The 17,786-nt window shown below is 72.7% G+C and carries 15 protein-coding genes; 11 read left to right on the top strand and 4 right to left on the bottom strand.

Going from position 1 to position 17,786, the window contains the following annotated elements:
* Window positions 1–90: 90 nt before the first annotated feature.
* The 8 genes from ACCP09_RS01995 (at window position 91) to ACCP09_RS02030 (ending at window position 7,305) form a co-directional block, all read left to right on the top strand.
* Window positions 91–1,344 (top strand): glutamate-cysteine ligase family protein, encoded by a 1,254-nt coding sequence (locus ACCP09_RS01995; RefSeq protein ID WP_378332139.1) that lies wholly within the window; start codon window positions 91–93, stop codon window positions 1,342–1,344.
* Complete coding sequence (gene egtB, locus ACCP09_RS02000) at window positions 1,341–2,702, top strand: ergothioneine biosynthesis protein EgtB (protein WP_051362638.1); 1,362 nt, start codon at window positions 1,341–1,343, stop codon at window positions 2,700–2,702. The genes ACCP09_RS01995 and egtB overlap by 4 nt, the downstream gene beginning before the upstream one ends.
* A 2-nt stretch (window positions 2,703–2,704) precedes the next feature.
* The gene (gene egtC, locus ACCP09_RS02005; RefSeq protein ID WP_027930345.1) at window positions 2,705–3,463 is read left to right on the top strand and encodes an ergothioneine biosynthesis protein EgtC; all 759 of its coding nucleotides are present in this window, start codon (window positions 2,705–2,707) and stop codon (window positions 3,461–3,463) included.
* Window positions 3,463–4,437, top strand: coding sequence for an L-histidine N(alpha)-methyltransferase (gene egtD / locus ACCP09_RS02010; RefSeq protein ID WP_123682389.1), 975 nt, complete (start codon window positions 3,463–3,465; stop codon window positions 4,435–4,437). Before egtC ends, egtD begins: the two co-directional genes overlap by 1 nt.
* 73 nt (window positions 4,438–4,510) lie before the next feature.
* Window positions 4,511–4,981 (top strand): nitroreductase family deazaflavin-dependent oxidoreductase, encoded by a 471-nt coding sequence (locus tag ACCP09_RS02015; protein ID WP_020418462.1) that lies wholly within the window; start codon window positions 4,511–4,513, stop codon window positions 4,979–4,981.
* Window positions 4,982–5,091: 110 nt separating this feature from the next.
* Window positions 5,092–5,712 (top strand): dihydrofolate reductase family protein, encoded by a 621-nt coding sequence (locus ACCP09_RS02020; RefSeq protein WP_433742768.1) that lies wholly within the window; start codon window positions 5,092–5,094, stop codon window positions 5,710–5,712.
* Between the two features lie 37 nt (window positions 5,713–5,749).
* Window positions 5,750–6,073, top strand: a complete 324-nt coding sequence (locus ACCP09_RS02025) for a YciI family protein (RefSeq protein ID WP_017988106.1) — start codon at window positions 5,750–5,752, stop codon at window positions 6,071–6,073.
* On the top strand, window positions 6,070–7,305 hold the full coding sequence (locus ACCP09_RS02030) for an RNA polymerase sigma factor (RefSeq protein WP_433742770.1): 1,236 nt from the start codon (window positions 6,070–6,072) through the stop codon (window positions 7,303–7,305). The genes ACCP09_RS02025 and ACCP09_RS02030 overlap by 4 nt, the downstream gene beginning before the upstream one ends.
* Here ACCP09_RS02030 and ACCP09_RS02035 read toward each other — a convergent pair.
* Window positions 7,277–9,457, bottom strand: coding sequence for an MMPL family transporter (locus ACCP09_RS02035; protein ID WP_433742772.1), 2,181 nt, complete (start codon window positions 9,455–9,457; stop codon window positions 7,277–7,279). The two genes, ACCP09_RS02030 and ACCP09_RS02035, sit on opposite strands and share 29 nt — an antisense overlap.
* Window positions 9,458–9,610: 153 nt before the next feature.
* On the opposite strand from ACCP09_RS02035, the gene ACCP09_RS02040 reads away from it, so the two are divergent.
* Entirely contained in the window at window positions 9,611–10,171 is a 561-nt protein-coding gene (locus ACCP09_RS02040) for a TetR/AcrR family transcriptional regulator (RefSeq protein ID WP_051362637.1), read from the top strand.
* A gap of 262 nt (window positions 10,172–10,433) precedes the next feature.
* On the opposite strand, the gene ACCP09_RS02045 is transcribed toward ACCP09_RS02040, so the two are convergent.
* The 3 genes from ACCP09_RS02045 to ACCP09_RS02055 form a co-directional block, all read right to left on the bottom strand.
* On the bottom strand, window positions 10,434–13,247 hold the full coding sequence (locus tag ACCP09_RS02045; protein ID WP_027930340.1) for an aconitate hydratase: 2,814 nt from the start codon (window positions 13,245–13,247) through the stop codon (window positions 10,434–10,436).
* A 184-nt stretch (window positions 13,248–13,431) separates the two neighbouring features.
* Entirely contained in the window at window positions 13,432–14,802 is a 1,371-nt protein-coding gene (locus tag ACCP09_RS02050) for a flagellar basal body protein FliL (RefSeq protein WP_433742775.1), read from the bottom strand.
* Window positions 14,799–15,239 (bottom strand): hypothetical protein, encoded by a 441-nt coding sequence (locus ACCP09_RS02055; protein ID WP_433742777.1) that lies wholly within the window; start codon window positions 15,237–15,239, stop codon window positions 14,799–14,801. The genes ACCP09_RS02050 and ACCP09_RS02055 overlap by 4 nt, the downstream gene beginning before the upstream one ends.
* Before the next feature lie 149 nt (window positions 15,240–15,388).
* On the opposite strand from ACCP09_RS02055, the gene ACCP09_RS02060 reads away from it, so the two are divergent.
* Window positions 15,389–16,741 (top strand): NlpC/P60 family protein, encoded by a 1,353-nt coding sequence (locus ACCP09_RS02060; protein WP_400985712.1) that lies wholly within the window; start codon window positions 15,389–15,391, stop codon window positions 16,739–16,741.
* Window positions 16,742–17,129: 388 nt separating this feature from the next.
* The gene (gene mobA / locus ACCP09_RS02065) at window positions 17,130–17,675 is read left to right on the top strand and encodes a molybdenum cofactor guanylyltransferase (protein ID WP_433742780.1); all 546 of its coding nucleotides are present in this window, start codon (window positions 17,130–17,132) and stop codon (window positions 17,673–17,675) included.
* The last annotated feature ends 111 nt before the right edge of the window (window positions 17,676–17,786 follow it).

The raw sequence follows: 17,786 nt of genomic DNA on the forward strand, positions 1-17,786 counted from the left end.
CAGTCGCGAACGGCCCCGGTCAACCCTGAAAATTGTCGGTACCCGCGTGTAGCGTCCGAAAGCGAGTGATCCCCGGCGATTGGACACGACATGACAGCGGTCCGGCCCACGTCACCCGCCCCCGGTGGGGCGGTGGCGGCGAAGGTGGTCTCCGACCGCGCCGAGGGTGAGGCGTACGTGGCGTCCGTGTGCTTCAAGCACGGGCCACCCCGCCTGCTCGGCGTGGAGCTCGAGTACACCGTGCACTACGCGGACGACCTGCGAAGACCACTCGACCCTGCTGACCTCGCCCGTGCGCTCGGCCCGCACGCCCCGCGCACCCTCAGTCCCGGGAGCCCGGCCAGGCCGTTGCCCGCCGGCTCGCCCCTGACTCTCGAACCCGGCGGCCAGGTGGAGATCTCCGCCCTGCCACAGGCCTCGCTCCGCGAGCTCGCCGACGTGGTGGCCGCCGATCTGGCTCACCTCACCGAACTGCTCGCCCGCCACGGGTTCGTCCTGCGCGACGACGGCATCGACGCCCACCGCGCCCCGGCCCGGCTGCTCGACACGCCCCGCTATGCCGCGATGGAACGCCGGTTCGCCCCGATGGGCGACGGCGGTGTGACGATGATGTGCAGCACCGCCGGTCTGCAGATCTGCGTCGACGCCGGGGAGGCGGACACGTTCGCGGCCCGGTGGGCCGCCGTCCACGCCCTCGGCCCGCCGCTGCTCGCGTTGTTCGCCAACTCCCGGCGGCACGCCGGGCGGGACACGGGCGCGGCGTCGGCCCGCTGGCTGGCGGTGATGGGCACCGAAGCGTGCCGGACCTCCGCGGCCGCGTGCGGCCCGGACCCGGCGGCGAGCTGGTCGCGCCGCATCATGGACACCCCGCTGCTGGTGGTGCGGCGCGGCGACGGGCCGTGGGACGCGCCGGAGGGCCTCACCTTCGCCGATTGGGCCGCGGGCCGCGGCGCCGGACGGGTCTTGCGGCGGCCGACCACGGCCGATCTGGACTACCACCTGACCACGATGTTCACCCCGGTGCGGCCGCACGGCTACCTGGAGGTCCGCTACCTGGACGCCCAGCCGCGGCAGCGTTGGCTGCACCCGGTCGCGTTGCTGACCGCCCTGCTCGACCGTCCCTCCACAGTGGACCGGGTGCGCGAGGTGTGCGCGCCCGTCGACGGCGAGTGGGAGCGCGCCGCGCGCGCCGGGATGGCCGACCCGCGGATGGCGGCGGTGGCGCGCGAGGTCGCCGACCTCGGGTGCGCCGAGCTGGCCCGCACCGACCTGACCGAGGAGACCGTCAACCGGATCAGCGAAGGCGTGCAGCGGCTCGCGCACGCCGGGGAGGGGACGAGATGACCGACGTGTCGCCGTTGACCGAGGCGCCGAACCCGGTGCGTGAACTGTCCGAAGAGGCGCTGCGTTCCCGTGCGGCCGCCGCGCTGGAGCGGGCCCGCGCCCGCAGCACGGCGCTGACCGCGGCGGTGGACGACGACGACCTCGTCCGCCAGCACTCGAAGCTGATGTCGCCGCTGGTGTGGGACCTCGCGCACATCGGCAGCCAGGAAGAGCTGTGGCTGGTGCGGGACGTGGGCGGCCGGGAGCCGCTGCGGCCCGACATCGACGACCTTTACGACGCGTTCCAGCACCCGCGCGCCACCCGGCCGTCGCTGCCGCTGCTGGGGCCGGCCGAGGCGCGCGCCTACGTCGCCGAGGTGCGGGCCAAGGCGTTCGACGTGCTGGAGCGCGCGCCGATGACGGGCCGCCCCCTCACCGAGGCCGGGTTCGCCTTCGGCATGATCACCCAGCACGAGCAGCAGCACGACGAGACCATGCTGGCCACCCACCAGCTGCGCAAGGGCGATCCGGTGCTGCACGCGCCCGCGCCGCCGCCCGCGCGATCGGGGCCGCTGCCCGGCGAGGTCCTCGTCCCGGCCGGGCCGTTCGTCATGGGCACGTCGCTGGAGCCGTGGGCGCTGGACAACGAGCGCCCGGCCCACGAGGTCGAGGTGGACGCCTTCCACCTGGACACCGTGCCGGTGACCAACGGGGCGTACGTGGAGTTCCTCGAAGACGGCGGCTACGACCGGCGTGAGCTGTGGAGCGCGGCCGGCTGGGCGTACCGCACCGAGCACGACATCACCGCGCCGCGGTTCTGGCGCCGCGAGCCGGACGGCTGGTGGCGGGTCCGCTTCGGCGTGCACGAGCCGGTGCCGGCAGACCAGCCGGTGGTGCACGTGTCCTACTACGAGGCCGAGGCCTACGCCGCCTGGGCGGGCAAGCGGCTGCCCACCGAGGCGGAGTGGGAGAAGGCCGCCCGGTTCGACCCGGCGACGGGGGAGTCCCGGCGGTACCCGTGGGGCAACGACGATCCCACGCCCGAGCACGCGAACCTGGGCCAGCGGCACCTCTCGCCCGCGCCGGCAGGCGCCTACCCGAAGGGCGCCTCGGCGCTGGGCGTGCACCAGCTGATCGGCGACGTGTGGGAGTGGACGAGCACCGACTTCGCCGGTTACCCGGGCTTCCGCGCCTTCCCGTACCGGGAGTACTCGGAGGTGTTCTTCGGGCCCGAGTACAAGGTGCTGCGCGGCGGTTCGTTCGGCACCGACGCGGCGGCGGTCCGCGGCACGTTCCGCAACTGGGACTACCCGATCCGGCGGCAGATCTTCGCCGGGTTCCGCTGCGCGCGGGACGCCGCGCCGGGCGAGCGGGCCTGACGGTGTGCCGCCACCTGGGTTACCTCGGCCCGCCGCGCTCGCCGGCCGAGCCGGTGTTCGACGCGCCGCACTCGCTGCTGCGGCAGACCTACGCGCCGCGGGACATGCGCGGCGGCGGCGTGGTCAACGCCGACGGGTTCGGGCTGGGCTGGTTCGGCGACGGCCCGGAGCCGGTGCGGTACCGGCGTCCGGTTCCACTGTGGAGCGACCAGGACCTGCCCCGGCTGGCCCGTTCGGTCCACAGTGGAGCGTTCGTCGCCGCCGTGCGCAACGGCACCACCGGGATGCCGTCCGGGGAGGGCGCGTGCGCGCCGTTCACCGGCGGCCGGTGGCTGTTCAGCCACAACGGGATGGTGCGCGGCTGGCCGGACAGCCTCGCCGCGCTGGCCGGGAAGCTGCCGGTCACCGACCTGATGACCCTGGAGGCGCCCACCGACTCGGCGGTGCTGTGGGCGCTGCTGCGGGAGCGGCTCGAGGCGGGGGAGGACCCCGTCGGCGCGGTGGCCGACCTGATCACCCAGGTCGAGCGCGCCGCGCCGGGGTCGCGGCTGAACTTCCTGCTCACCGACGGCACCGTCCTCGTCGGCACCGCCTGGACCCACGCCCTGTCGGTGCGGGTCGAGGGCGAGGCCGTCCTCTTCGCGTCCGAACCGCTCGACGACGCGCCCGGCTGGTCGGAGGTGCCCGACCGGCACCTCGTGGCGGCCCGGCACGGCGCCGTCGAAGTCATCCCCCTCAACGCCGATCGGAGTGTTCCCTGATGACCGAGTCCGAACTGGACATCCACCGCGGCGCCACCGAGATCGCCGAGGCGCTGCGCGCGGACGTGCGGGAGGGGCTGTCGGCCGAGCAGAAGTGGCTGCCCTCCAAGTGGTTCTACGACGCGGCGGGCAGCCGGTTGTTCGAGGACATCACCGCGCTGCCCGAGTACTACCCGACCCGGGCCGAACGCGAGGTGCTGGCGCGGGAGGCCGCCGGCATCGCGAAGCTCACCGGCGCGCACACGCTGGTCGAACTCGGCTCGGGATCGAGCGAGAAGACCCGGCTGCTGCTCGACGGGCTGCGCGAGCACGGCAGCCTCCGCACGTTCGTGCCGCTGGACGTGTCGGAGGCCGCGCTGGCCGAGGCGGTGGAGGCGATCCAGGCCGACTACCCGGGGCTCGACGTGCGCGGCGTGGTCGGCGACTTCACCGAGCACCTCGGCCTGCTGCCCGGGGAGCCGCCGCGGCTGGTCGCGTTCCTCGGCGGCACGATCGGCAACTTCCTGCCCGCCGACCGGGGGAAGTTCCTGCGGTCGGTGCGGGACGTGCTGGGCGAAGGCGAGTGGTTCCTGCTGGGCACCGACCTGGTCAAGGACCCGGAGACGCTGGTCCGCGCCTACGACGACTCGGCCGGGGTGACGGCGGAGTTCAACCGCAACGTGCTGCGGGTGGTCAACGAGGTGCTGGGCGCGGACTTCGACCCGGACGCCTTCGAGCACGTCGCCCATTGGGACGCCGGGAACGAGTGGATCGAGATGCGGCTGCGCGCCCCGGAGGCGATGCGGGTGTCGATCCCGGGCGCCGGCCTGGAGGTCTCGTTCGAGGCGGGCGAGCACATCCGGACGGAGATTTCGGCGAAGTTCCGCCGCGAAGGTGTGACCGCGGAACTGGCCGACGCCGGCTTCGAGGTCGAGCAGTGGTGGACCGACGCCGGGGGACGGTTCGGGGTGTCCCTGGCCCGCGCGATGAGCTAGTGCGGGAATCGTGACCGGCGCCGCAGCGCGGGTCGACCGGTGGCGGGTGCGGGTGGGTGGTCCAATAGGGGTCGTGAAGAACCCGCTCCCGCTCCTGGCCCGCAGGCTGGGCACCCGCCCGTGGCTGATGCGGCTCGCGAAGGTCATCATCTGGGCGGACAAGCGGCTGCACCGCTGGTTCGGCGGCCGGGTGACCCTGGTCGGCATCGCGGGCCTGCCGTCGCTGCGGCTGACCACCCTGGGGCGCAAGAGCGGACTGCCGCGCAGCACGAACCTGCTGTACTTCCCGCACGAGGACGGTTTCGTGCTCGTCGGCTCCAACTGGGGCCGCCCGCGCGACCCCGGCTGGACCTTCAACCTGCGCGAGCACGCCGAGGCGACGGTGGCCATCCGCGGGAAGGAGATCCCGGTCACCGCGCAGCCGGTGAAGGGCGAGGACTACGACCGGATGTGGCAGCGCCTGCTCGACTTCTGGCCCGGCTACGAGATGGAACGCCTCGCCGCCGGCCGCGAGCTGCCGATCTTCCTGCTCACCCGCCGGTAGCTCCGCCGCAAAAAAATTCCGGGGGCGGTGTCGGATCCGGGTGGTGGTGTTCGTGGTCAGGGTGAGGCCGCCCGCGAACAGGGCGGCGCCGAGGTGGAGGAACCGCGACCATGAAACTGACGACCATGACCCAGATCACCGTCGACGGCGTGATGCAGGGCAACGGCGGCGCGTCGGAGGAGGACCGCCGCGGCGGGTTCGACCGTGGCGGCTGGGCGCTGGGCAAGGGCGACGCCGGCACCCACGCGCTGATCAAGCAGACCTACCAGCGCGCCGACGCGTTCCTGTTCGGCAGGCGGACCTACGAGCTGTTCGCCGCCTCGTGGGGACCCTGCGCGGACGCGGACGTCCCCGGCTGGGAGCCCGTCCGCCGGGCGCTGAACGCCCGGCCCAAGTACGTCGCCTCGACGACCCTGACCGACCCGGCGTGGCCGGGCACCACCGTCCTGGGCGGCGACCTGGCCGCCGCCGTCGCGGACCTGAAGGCCAAGCCGGGCGGCGAGCTGCAGGTGCACGGAAGCGGCGCCCTGACCCGGTGGCTGCTGGCCAACGACCTCGTCGACGAGATGACCCTGATCGTGATCCCGGTCGTCCTCGGCCAGGGCGCGCGGCTGTTCCCGGACGCCGGCCCCGATCTCGCGCTCGACCTGGCCGACTCGCGGACGGACTCGGAGGGCGTGACCATCCAGGTCTACCGGCCCGCCGGGCGCCCGCAGTACCCGGCCGCCTGAAAACCCGCCCACCGACACCACAGGAGTTGATCCTCGGATGCAGTACCTGGTTTCCGTCATCGACGACAAGGAAAACCCCGGCCGGACGGACCGGCAGCCGGCCATCAGCGAGTTCAACGAACGCCTGATCGCTGAGGGCCACTGGGTCTTCGCGGGCGGGCTCGCGGACACCGAGTCGGCCACGGTCGTCGACAACCGGGGCGAGCAGGCGGTGTTCAGCGACGGGCCCTTCGTCGAGTCGAAGGAGTACCTCGCCGGGGTCTGGATCTGGGAGGTGCCCGATCTCGACGTCGCGCTCAAGCTCGCCACCGAGGCCTCGAAGGTCTGCGACCGCAAGATCGAGGTGCGGCCGTTCCGGTGACGGACGCGCGCGAGGCGGTCACCCGGGCCCACCGCGAGGAGTGGGCCCGGGTGGTGGCCGCCCTGACCCGGCGCTTCGGCGATCTCGACATCGCCGAGGAGGCGGCCGCCGAGGCGTTCGCGACCGCGGTGGAACGGTGGCCTGCCGACGGGGTGCCGCCCAACCCCGGCGCCTGGCTGACCACCACCGCCACCCGCAAGGCCATCGACCGCATCCGGCGCGAGAACAAACGCGACGACAAGCAGAAGGAGGCCCGGATGGTGCACGACGACGAACCACCCGGGACCCTCGGCGTCATCGACGACGACCGGCTCCGGCTGATCTTCACCTGCTGCCACCCCGCGCTCGCGGTGGAGGCCCGCGTCGCGCTGACGCTGCGCATGGTCGGCGGTCTGACCGTGCGCGAGATCGCCCGCGCGTTCCTCGTGGCCGAGACCGCGATGGAGCGGCGGATCACCCGCGCGAAAGCCAAGATCAAGGCCGCCCGCATCCCGTACCGCGTGCCGTCGGCGGAGGACCTCCCGGCCCGTGTGTCCGGCGTGCTCGCGGTGCTGTTCCTGGTGTTCAACGAGGGCTACCTGGCCACCGGGTCCGCCGCCGATCCGGTGCGCGACGACCTGACCGCTGAGGCGATCCGGCTCACTCGCCTGATCCGCGCACTCCTGCCGGACGACGGCGAGGTGGCCGGGCTGCTGGCGCTGATGCTGCTCATCGAGGCGCGCCGCCCGGCCCGGATGTCGGTGGGCGGCGAGCTGGTACCCCTCCACGAGCAGGACCGCGGGGCCTGGGACGCGGCGCTCATCGCCGAGGGGCACCGGCTGGTGCGCGAGCGCCTCGCCGCCGCCGCGGCCGGGGTGGCGCCGGGCCGCTACCAGATCCTGGCCGCGATCAACGCCGTGCACACCTCCGCCCGCGACATCCGCGACACCGACTGGTCGCAGATCCTCGCCCTCTACGACCAGCTCGTCCGGCTCGACCCCTCGCCGATCATCGCGCTCAACCGGGCCGTCGCGGTCGCCGAACTCGACGGCCCGGAGGTGGCGCTCGCCGCCGTCGACCGCCTCGAACCCAGGCTGGCCGGCTACCACGCCTTCCACGCCACCCGCGCCGACCTGCTGCGCAGGCTCGGCCGCGGCCAGGAGTCCCGCGCGGCCTACGACAAGGCGATCGAGCTGGCGGGCAACACCGCCGAGACCGCCTACCTCACGCGCCGCCGCGACCAGTTGCGGTAGCGCCGGAGGCGGGCTCGGGCGCGGTGCGGGCGAGGCGCCGCCGGTAGAACGCCGGGGTCCACCAGTTCGCCCGGCCGGCCAGCCGCATGAACGCCGGGAGCAGCACGCCGCGCAGGAGTGTGGCGTCGACCAGCACCGTGACGAACATGCCCAGCCCCAGCATCTTCAGGTACACCACGCCGCCGGTCGTGTAGGTCGCGAACGACAGCGCGAGGATCGCGGCGGCGGTGGTGACCAGCGGAGCGCTGCGCTGCACCCCGGCGGCGACGGAGCCGTTCGTGTCGCCGGTGCGCAGGTACTCCTCCCGGATGCGCGAGGTCACGAACACCTCGTAGTCCATGGACAGGCCGTAGGCGACGCAGAACATCAGGATCGGGATGCTCGTCTCCAGCGTGCCCGTCGGGGTGAACCCGAGCGGCCCGGCGAGGTTGCCGTCCTGGAACACCCGCACCAGCGCGCCGAACATGACACCGAGGCTGAGCAGGTTGAGCACCGTGGCTTTCAGCGGCAGCAGCACGCTGCCGGTCATCAGGAAGAGGATCAGCAGCGTCAGCAGCACGATCACGGCGAGCACCAGGGGCACCCGGCTGGTGGCCCGTTCCCGCCAGTCCGTCATCTCGGCCGGGCTGCCGCCGACGAGTTTCGCGGCGGGCCCGGGCAGGTCGCGGACGCGCTGCACGAGATCGCCGATGTCGCCGGACAACGCCTGCGCGCTGGGGATGACGGTGAGGAACGTGCCGCCGCCCGCGGTGAACCGGGCGGCCTCCGGACCGGGGGTGCGGGCCAGGGTGCCGGAGACGAACGTGCCCGCCGCGGAGTCGACCTGGGCGACACCGTCCAGTTCGGACAGTGCCTCGGCGTACCCGGTGACCTCGCCTGCCCGTGGCAGGACCACGTAGAGCGCGTCGGTCTCTTCCTGGGCGAACCCGGCGCGCACGTGATCACTGGTGACCCGGCTCGGCGAGTCCGCGGGCAGCACCCGGTCGTCGGGCACGCCGAAGCGCACGCCGAGCAGCGGCGCGGACAGCGCGAGCACGACCAGGAGCGCGAGCCCGCCGGTCAGCACCGGGCGGCGCAGGACCTGGCTGGTGATCCGGAACCACGCGGCCGACCGCCGGGCCCGTGCGGGGCCGGCCGCGCGGTGCCCGAGCGCGGCCAGTGCGGCGGGGAGGACGACCAGCGCGCCGAGCATCGCGGTGAGCACGACGAGCACCCCGGCGTAGGCGAAGGCGCGCAGGAACGCCAGCGGGAACAGCAGGAGCGCGCACATCGAGACGGCGACGGTGAGCCCGCTGAACAGCACGGTCCGCCCGGCGGTCGCGACGGCGGTGGTGACCGCGTCGCCGATGTCCCGGCCCGCGGCGAGTTCCTCGCGATAGCGGGCGACGACGAACAGGCAGTAGTCCACGCCCAGCGCGAGTCCCATGACCAGGGTCAGGTTGGCGGCGAACGTGGACACCTCGGTGACCGCGGTCAGCGCGCGCAGCCCGGCGAGGGTGGTGACGATGGCGAACAGGCCGACGCCGAGCGTCACCAGCGCGACCGCGACCCGCCGGTAGACCAGCATCAGGAGCAGCAGCACCAGCGGGATCGCGATCGCCTCAGCGCGCAGGAAGTCGGCGCGGGCCTGGGCGCCGACCTCGCGGAACACCTCGTCCTGGCCGCCGGCTTCGAGGGTCACCGGCCCATGCGGCCCGGTGAAGGCGGCGGCGAGTTCGCCGACGCGCTCGCGGCTTTCGTTCACCCCGCCCGGCACGCGGGCCAGGATGATCGCCTGGCGCCCGTCCTCGCTGCGCAGCGCGGGGCTGCCGCCGCGGGACCAGTACGAGGCGACTTCCGCGACGCCGGGCCGTGCGGCCAGGTCTCCGGCGACGGCCTCGCCCGCGGCGCGGACGGCGGCGTCGTCGACGGTGCCCTCGGCGGCGGTTACCAGGAACAGCAGGTTGGGCGGGCCGGTGTCGAACTGTGCGCGCAGGACCTCCTTCGCCTGGTCGGACTCCGAGCCGGGCGCATCGATGCGGGACAGGGTGAGCGCGTTCATGGCGCCGGCGGCGAGCGCGCCCGCGAGCAGTGTGAGCAGGACGGCGGCGGCGAGGACCCAGCGTCTGCGGCGCACGGTGAACCGGCCGAGGCGGGACAGCGGTGAGGGCATGGCGGAACTCCGGGAGGGCGGTAGTCTGACAGGAACGCGAGTGATCGCTCGCGTTCGAAATTACGAGTGATCGCTCGCATTTGTCAACTCCGGAGGAGGACTGTGTCCGAAGAGGCCCCGGCCCGCCGCCGACAGGCACGCGGGCAGCGCCGCATGGAACAGCTGACCGACGCGGCGGCCGAGGTGTTCGCCGAGGCCGGGTACGCGCGCGCGACGACGAACGCGATCGCCGCCCGCGCCGGCGTCTCGCCCGGCACGCTGTACCAGTTCTTCAAGAACAAGGAGGCCCTGGCGGAGGCGCTGGCCACCCGGTACCGCGAACAGTTGCGGGCCGCGCACGAGAAGGCGTTCGACGTCGGGTACGCGCAACTGCCGCTGCCCGAGCTGATCGACCGCATGGCCGCGCCGATGATCCAGGTGAACCTGGACAACCCCGGCTTCAAGGCGCTGTTCGCCGACGCGGGCATGCCCGAACGGCTGGCCGCGCCGACCCGCGCGCTGCACCAGGCGGTCGTCGGCAAGATCGAGGAGGTGCTCGCGGCCAGGGCGCCGTCGCTGCCGGCGGCGGAGCGCCGGACGACCGCGGTGGTGGCGACCCAGATCTTCGGCGCGCTGCTGGGCACCGTGGTGAGCGCCGCGGAGGAGGAGCGGGAGATCTGGATTCGCGAGCTGAAGCGCGCTTTGCAGCGGTACCTCGAGCCCGTCATCGCGTGAGCGTCGTATAACGACCTATACGGCGCGACTTTGGGCGATCCGCCCGCGGAGCCGGTCGACCACCGCCCTCCGGCGTGGTGAACCGCACGGCCTCGGCGCCGGGCACCATCAGCGCCAACCGGGTGGACTGGCCGGCGGCCGGCCACGGCGGTCGCCAGGCCGGCGGCAGGGCACGGCTGCCCGTCCAGGGGAGTCGCGGACGGCGCGACGAAAAGAAGCGCCCGCGAGCGGGGCTCGCGGGCGCTTCTCGGAAGAGAAACCGTCAGGCGCGGGTCATCTTGCGCAGCACGTACTGCAGGATGCCGCCGTTGCGGTAGTAGTCCGCCTCACCCGGGGTGTCGATCCGCACCACGGCGTCGAACTCCACCTTGGTGCCGTCCTCCTTCGTGGCGGTCACCTTGATCGTCCGCGGCGTCTCGCCCTCGTTGAGCTTCGTGATGCCCTCGAAGTCGAACGTCTCGGTGCCGTCCAGGCCCAGCGACGAAGCCGACTCGCCCTCCGGGAACTGCAGCGGGATGACGCCCATGCCGATCAGGTTGGACCGGTGGATCCGCTCGAACGACTCGGCGATCACGGCGCGCACGCCGAGCAGCCGGGTGCCCTTGGCGGCCCAGTCGCGCGACGAACCCGAGCCGTACTCCTTGCCGCCCAGCACGACCAGCGGGATGCCGGCCTTGGCGTAGTTCTGCGCGGCGTCGTAGATGAACGCCTGCGGCGCGCCCTCCTGCGTGAAGTCGCGGGTGTAGCCGCCCTGCACGTCGTCCAGCAGCTGGTTGCGCAGCCGGATGTTGGCGAAGGTGCCGCGGATCATCACCTCGTGGTTCCCGCGCCGGGAGCCGTAGGAGTTGAAGTCCTTGCGGTCCACGCCGTGCTCGGCCAGGTACCGGCCGGCGGGCGAGTCCGCCTTGATGGCGCCGGCGGGGGAGATGTGGTCGGTGGTCACCGAGTCGCCCAGCTTCGCCAGCACGCGGGCGCCCTTGATGTCCGTGACCGGCTCCGGGTCGGCCTGCATGCCCTCGAAGTACGGGGGCTTGCGCACGTAGGTCGACTCCGGGTCCCACTGGAAGGTCTTGCCCTCCGGGGTGGGCAGCGACTTCCAGCGCTCACCACCGTCGAACACGTCGGCGTAGTCCTTGGAGAACATCTCCTGCGTGATCGCCGAGTCGATGGTCTCCTGGATCTCCTGCGGCGACGGCCAGATGTCGCGCAGGAACACGTCGTTGCCGTCGGTGTCCTGCCCGAGCGGCTGCTCCTCGAAGTCGAAGTCCATCGTGCCGGCCAGCGCGTAGGCGATGACCAGCGGCGGGGACGCCAGGTAGTTCATCTTGACGTCCGGGTTGATCCGGCCCTCGAAGTTCCGGTTGCCGGACAGCACCGACACCACGGTCAGGTCGTTCTCCTGCACCGCGGCCGAGATCTCCTCGGGCAGCGGGCCGGAGTTGCCGATACAGGTGGTGCAGCCGTAGCCGACCAGGTGGTAGCCCAGCTTCTCCAGGTACGGCCACAGGCCGGCCTTCTCGTAGTAGTCGGTGACGACCTGCGAGCCCGGCGCCATCGACGTCTTGACCCACGGCTTGACCGACAGGCCCTTCTCCACCGCGTTGCGGGCGAGCAGGGCGGCGCCCAACATGACCGACGGGTTGGAGGTGTTGGTGCAGGAGGTGATCGAGGCGATCACCACGGCGCCGTGGTCGAGCACGAACTCGCCGCGGTCCTCGGAGCGGACCGTGACCGGCTTCGACGGGCGGCCGGACGCGCCGTTCGCTGCAGTAGGAACGGCGACAGCAGCATCTTCGTCGGCGAAGGACAGGCTCGGCGCGTCACTGGCCGGGAAGGACTCCTCGACCTTCTCGTCGACCTTGGTGTGCGGCGTCGGGTGCTGCTCCTCGACGTAGTCGTGCACCGACTTGCGGAACGCCGACTTCGCGTCGGTCAGCTCGATGCGGTCCTGCGGGCGCTTCGGGCCGGCGATCGACGGCACCACCGTCGACAGGTCCAGCTCCAGGTACTCGGAGTAGGACGCCTCGCGGCTCGGGTCGTGCCACAGGCCCTGCTCCTTGGCGTAGGCCTCGACCAGCGCGACCTGCTCGGCCGAGCGGCCGGTCAGCTTGAGGTAGCGGATCGTCTCGTCGTCGATCGGGAAGATCGCCGCGGTCGAGCCGAACTCCGGGCTCATGTTGCCGATGGTGGCGCGGTTGGCCAGCGGCACCTGGGCGACGGACTCGCCGTAGAACTCGACGAACTTGCCGACCACGCCGTGGCGGCGCAGCATCTCGGTGATCGTCAGCACCACGTCGGTCGCGGTCACGCCGGCCGGGATCTCGCCGGTCAGCTTGAAGCCGACCACGCGCGGGATCAGCATCGACACCGGCTGGCCCAGCATCGCGGCCTCGGCCTCGATGCCGCCGACGCCCCAGCCCAGCACGCCGAGGCCGTTGACCATCGTGGTGTGCGAGTCGGTGCCGACGCACGAGTCGGGGTAGGCCTGGCCGTTGCGGGCCATCACCGTGCGGGCCAGGTGCTCGATGTTGACCTGGTGCACGATGCCGGTGCCCGGCGGGACGACCTTGAACTCGTCGAAGGCGCCCTGGCCCCAGCGCAGGAACTGGTAGCGCTCGCGGTTGCGCTCGTACTCGATCTCGACGTTGCGCTCGAAGGCGTCCGCGCGGCCGAACACGTCGATGATCACCGAGTGGTCGATGACCAGCTCGGCCGGGGCGAGCGGGTTCACCTTGTCCGGGTCGCCGCCGAGGTCGGTGACGGCCTCGCGCATGGTGGCCAGGTCGACCACGCAGGGGACACCGGTGAAGTCCTGCATGATCACGCGGGCCGGGGTGAACTGGATCTCGATCGACGGATCGGCGGTCGGGTCCCAGTTGCCCAGCGCGCGGATGTGGTCGGCGGTGATGTTCGCGCCGTCCTCGGTGCGCAGGAGGTTTTCGAGCAGGATCTTCAGGCTGTAGGGCAGCTTCTCGGACCCGGACACCTTGTCCAGGCGGAACACCTCGTACGAGGCGTCACCCACCTTCAAGGTGTCGCGGGCGCCGAAGCTGTCCTTGCTGGCTGGTGCGGTCACGTCTAACTCCCTGGGCAGGGTCGTCGCCGTCAGTTCGGTTCGGGTCTGTCTGTCGCGAGTCTGGCGCACGCGGCTCGCGTCCGCAGACGCGGGGACGGCGCAGGCTCCCACACGGCAAACAGTACGCTTGTCCTTTTTTGACTTCAACGCGACCCGCCCAGGCAGCGGTGTGATCTGCTTCGCGCTACTCCGCCAGGCGCAGCAGCGCGGTGATGTCCTCCGGCTGCAGGCTGCGCAGCACGGTCAGACCCAGTTCGTTGAACGTGCGCAGCGGGCTGACGTAGTGCTGCCCGGCCACCTCGGTGGTGATCACGCCGAGGCCCTGGCCGAGGATGCCGCTCGACAGGTGCTGCAGGACCTGGGTGACCTCCTCCGGCACCGACGAGCCGACCTCGTCCTCGAGCGTGTCCGCCAGGTAGTCGGCGCACAGCTCCTCGGTGCGGCCCTCGCCGGTCGCCTCGTAGCAGTCGCCCTTCTTCGTCACGGTGTAGGTCTCGCCGTCCGGGCTCTCGATCTGCACGTGGGTGACGGTGGCGCGGGTGCCGCCGGGCACCTCGGACGTCTCGGTCCGCAGGTCGAGCAGCTTCGCGCCGCTGGGCTCCGCGTCCTCGGCCGCGGCGGCGACGAGCGCGGGACCGGCGTCGTGCAGCACCGCCATCTCGTCCGGCGGCAGCAGTTCGATGACGCGCGTGACGTCGGCGTCGAGCGCGGCCTGCACGAGCTGCTTGACCGCCTCGTTCGGGCTGTTCGCGCCGCGCGCCGGGATCGAGGTGGACGGCCACGGCTCGTTCTCGTCGCGCAGCGCGTAGTCGGCCATCGTGTAGAGCAGGCTCGGGTACCACTCGCCGTCGACCTTGACCGTGGCGATGCGGATCGGCTCACCGGAGTCGGCGACCTCTTCGGCGATGTCGATCGTCTCGGTCTGCGGGCCCTCGCCGGCGGGCATCTGCTCCATCAGCTTGTCCGACAGCGGCAGCTTCGACGGGTCGGCGGTCACGGTGATCGTGCCGCCGGTGAGCTTGGTGATCGTCAGGTGGTCGTTGACCTGCTCGGCGCCGGCCTCGTCGAACGTCAGGTTCTCGGCCTTGACCTGCATCCCGGTCAGCGCCTCGGGGTTGGCGTCCGGCTTCAGGATGCCCAGGCGCTTGAGCTCGTCGGTGGTCTGCCCGATCGGTTCGGTCAGCAGCTTGGCCTCGGCGGGCGCGAGCGCGCCGACCATGCCGACCACGTCGTTGCCGCTCAGCGCGGTCGCCAGGTTCCGCGCCGCCTCGGTCGGGGTGGCCGCGCCGGAGGCGATCGAATCACGCTGCGACAGCGCGAACCACGTGCCGCCACCGCCGAGCAGCACCACCAGCGCGACGACGAGCCCGATGATCAGGCCGCGGCGGCCCCGCTTCGGCGGCTGCTGTGGCGGCAGCTGCTGGAACGGCTGCGTGTAGGGCTGCCCGTACGGCTGCTGCGGGTACCCCTGGCCGTACGGCTGCTGCGGGTACTGCTGCCCGGGGTACTGGTTCTGCTGGTACGGCCATTGACCGTCCTGGGGAGGCGTGCTCACCGTGTCCTACCTGCTCTCGCCGTGATGAAGGTGCCGACCGCGCCGGCCAGCGCGAGGGCGGATCCGCAGAGCGTGGTCACCGGCCCGGCCAGGGCGACGGAGACCACCCCCGTGGTTCCGCCCCCTTGGACGGTGGCGATCAGCGCGACGGTTCCCCCGGTAATCGCCAGCAGGGCCGTCAACGTTGCGCCGGTGCGCGCCAGACCGCAGACCAGCAGCACCAGGCACGCCGCCGCCAGCGCCGGGACCGCCACCCACGCCCGCAGCGCCGTGCCGGCGAGCGGGTCGTCGAGCAGCGCGAGCCGGTCGGCCAGCCCGGCCGCCGCGTAGCTGCTCCGGCTCACCGACCCCGACCGGAACCAGGGCAGGAACGTGCCCGCCATCACCAGGGCCAGGCCCAGCGTGGCGACGACGGGGCCGACTCGCGATCTCTGCACGCTCCTCCGACGCGCCGGAACGCCCGGAGGATCCCCGGTTGGGGTGAAAGTTTCAGCTGTGCCGCGTGTGACACCTGGTCTGCGAGTGACTCGGGTGGCACAGTTCGCGATGCAGTGGGGAAGTCTGTCCGCGGGAGGGAGTCGAGGGCGTGGTTGACCAGGGCCGGAGAGCGCGCCGCTGGCTGGGGGCCGGGGCGCTGGCGCTCGTGGTGGTGTCGATCGCGACCGGGCCGGCCGCCGCGGTGCCGCCCCCGCCGCCGAACCCGAGCGACTCCGAGATCAGCGCGAGCCAGCGGGACGCCAACGCCAAGGCAGGCGAGGTCGGGCAGCTGACCAACCAGCTCGCCGAGGCCGAGTCGCGGCTGGACGAGCTGCAGAGCACGGTCGAGCTGCGCATGGAAGAGGCCAACAAGGCGCTGGTCGACCTGCAGACCGCGCAGGAGGCGGCCGACCAGGCGCAGCGCGACGCGGACGCGGCCAAGCGCGAGGCCGACGCCGCCCAGGCCCAGATCGACGCGGCCCGCGCGAACCTCGACGCGTTCATCTCCAGCAGCTACCAGCAGGGCAGCACCATGGGGTCGATCTCGGCCTACCTGGGCGCGACCAGCCCGAAGGACCTGCTGGCCCGCGCCCAGCTGCTGGAAGCCGTCAGCGGCAGCCAGCTCAACGCGCTGGAGATGATGCAGCAGGCGCAGACGGACAAGTCCAACAAGGACGCCGCCGCGCGCCAGGCGCTGCAGCTCGCCCAGCAGGCGCAGGACCAGGCCGCGCAGGCGAAGATCACCGCCGATTCCGCGCAGGCCGTCGCCGTGCAGGCCCAGCAGAACCAGGCGGCGCAGAACGCGCAGCTGGTGGCGCAGAAGACCACGGTCGAGCAGCAGCTGTTCGAGGCTCAGCAGCGGGTCAGCGGGCTGCAGGGGCAGCGGCAGCGCTACGACGACTGGCTCGCGCAGAAGCAGCGCGAGGACGAGGAACAGGCGCGGCAGGCGGCGCTGGCCGCGGCGCAGGCGTCGAACTCGCAGCCCAGCGGCGGCGGGAACAACAGCAGGCCCTCCCCGCCGCCGGTCGCGTCGGGTTCGTCCTCCGCGACGATCGAGCGGGTCGTCGCGCGCGCGATGTCGCAGCTCGGCGTGCCGTACGCGTGGGGCGGCGGCAACGCCTACGGCCCCACGCGCGGCATCCGGGACGGCGGCGTGGCCGACGCCTACGGCGACTACCGCAAGGTCGGGTTCGACTGCTCCGGGCTGATGATCTACGCCTTCGCCGGGGTGAAGGCGCTGCCGCACTACAGCGGCTACCAGTACACCTCCGGGCGCCGGGTGCCGCTGGCGCAGATGCGGCGCGGGGACATGCTGTTCTGGGGCCGCAGCGGCATCCACCACGTGGCGCTGTACCTGGGCAACGGGATGATGATCGAGGCGCCGCAGTCCGGCCTGACGGTGCGGGTGACCCGGGTGCGCTACGGCGACATCATGCCGTTCGCGACGCGCCTGGTCGGTTAGCGCGCCCGGGGCGCGGTAGCCGACCAGGCGGGTGCCGTGGCGTTCAGCTGGCTGGTGCGGAACCCACCGGCCACCAGTTGACGTCTTTCGTCAGACGCGCCCTGGTGGCGGTGGCCATCGGCGGCGCCGCGGTGCCCGGCGGCCGCGGGGTGGCCCGCTGCGGGAGCCGTGGCGTTTGTGGTGGCTGGCGCAGAACGGTGGCACACCGGGTTACCGGACGGAACCTCTGTCAGACGCGCCCAGCGGTGTCGCGGCGCCCAGCGGCGGGCGGGGTAGTGCGCCCCGGCGGCCGCGGCGTTCGTGGTGGCTGGCGCGCAACGGCGGCGCACCGGTCACCCGCCGGAACCTCTGGCAGACACCCCGCGCCGGCGGGGCTAGCCTGGGCGGCGTGACCGACCTGGCCGCCGTGGTGCTCGCGGGAGGCTCCGCTCGCCGGATGTCCGGTGTGGACAAACCCATGCTGCCGGTCGGTGGGCGGCCCTTGCTGCACCGCGCGCTGGCCGCGGTGGCCGGCGCCGATCCGGTCGTCGTGGTGGGGCCGGCGCGGGGCGGGATCACCGGGGTGCGCTGGGCGCGCGAGGACCCGCCCGGCGGTGGGCCGGTCGCCGCCGTCGCCGCGGGCCTCCGGCACGTCTCCACGAGCCGGGTCGTGTTGCTCGCCGGGGACCTGGCCGGGATCACACCGTCCACAGTGGAGCGGCTCACCACGGCGCTCGGCGACGCCGACGGCGCGCTGCTCACCGACGACACCGGCCGCCGCCAGTGGCTCATCGGCGTGTGGCGCACCGAGAGCCTGCGCGCCGCCCTGCCTGCCGAACCGCACGGGGCGGCCCTGCGGCGCGTCCTCGACCACCTGGAGATCGTGGAGGTGCCTGCCGCGCCGGGGGAGTGCGCCGACGTCGACACGCCGCAGGACCTCGACCGCCTGGCCTGACGCCGGCCGGCAGTTCACAGTCGTCACACCGCTGAGCGAGTTGACTACCGTGGCGACCTCCCGTGCCCGGCCGGCTAGTACGGTCGCAGCGCAGAGGTGAACGTGAGCGAG

Origin of the sequence: Amycolatopsis sp. 3B14, from assembly GCF_050958625.1 — a bacterium.
GTDB classification, from domain to species: Bacteria; Actinomycetota; Actinomycetes; order Mycobacteriales; family Pseudonocardiaceae; genus Amycolatopsis_E; species Amycolatopsis_E thermoflava.

Bases quoted from the DNA above. Each gene is read 5' to 3' on its own strand.
- ACCP09_RS01995 (WP_378332139.1), top strand. From the start codon at position 91: ATGACAGCGGTCCGGCCCACGTCACCCGCCCCCGGTGGGGCGGTGGCG.
- ACCP09_RS02020 (WP_433742768.1), top strand. From the start codon at position 5,092: ATGAAACTGACGACCATGACCCAGATCACCGTCGACGGCGTGATGCAG.
- egtD (WP_123682389.1), top strand. From the start codon at position 3,463: ATGACCGAGTCCGAACTGGACATCCACCGCGGCGCCACCGAGATCGCC.
- egtB (WP_051362638.1), top strand. From the start codon at position 1,341: ATGACCGACGTGTCGCCGTTGACCGAGGCGCCGAACCCGGTGCGTGAA.
- ACCP09_RS02035 (WP_433742772.1), bottom strand. From the start codon at position 9,457: ATGCCCTCACCGCTGTCCCGCCTCGGCCGGTTCACCGTGCGCCGCAGA.
- ACCP09_RS02040 (WP_051362637.1), top strand. From the start codon at position 9,611: ATGGAACAGCTGACCGACGCGGCGGCCGAGGTGTTCGCCGAGGCCGGG.
- ACCP09_RS02025 (WP_017988106.1), top strand. From the start codon at position 5,750: ATGCAGTACCTGGTTTCCGTCATCGACGACAAGGAAAACCCCGGCCGG.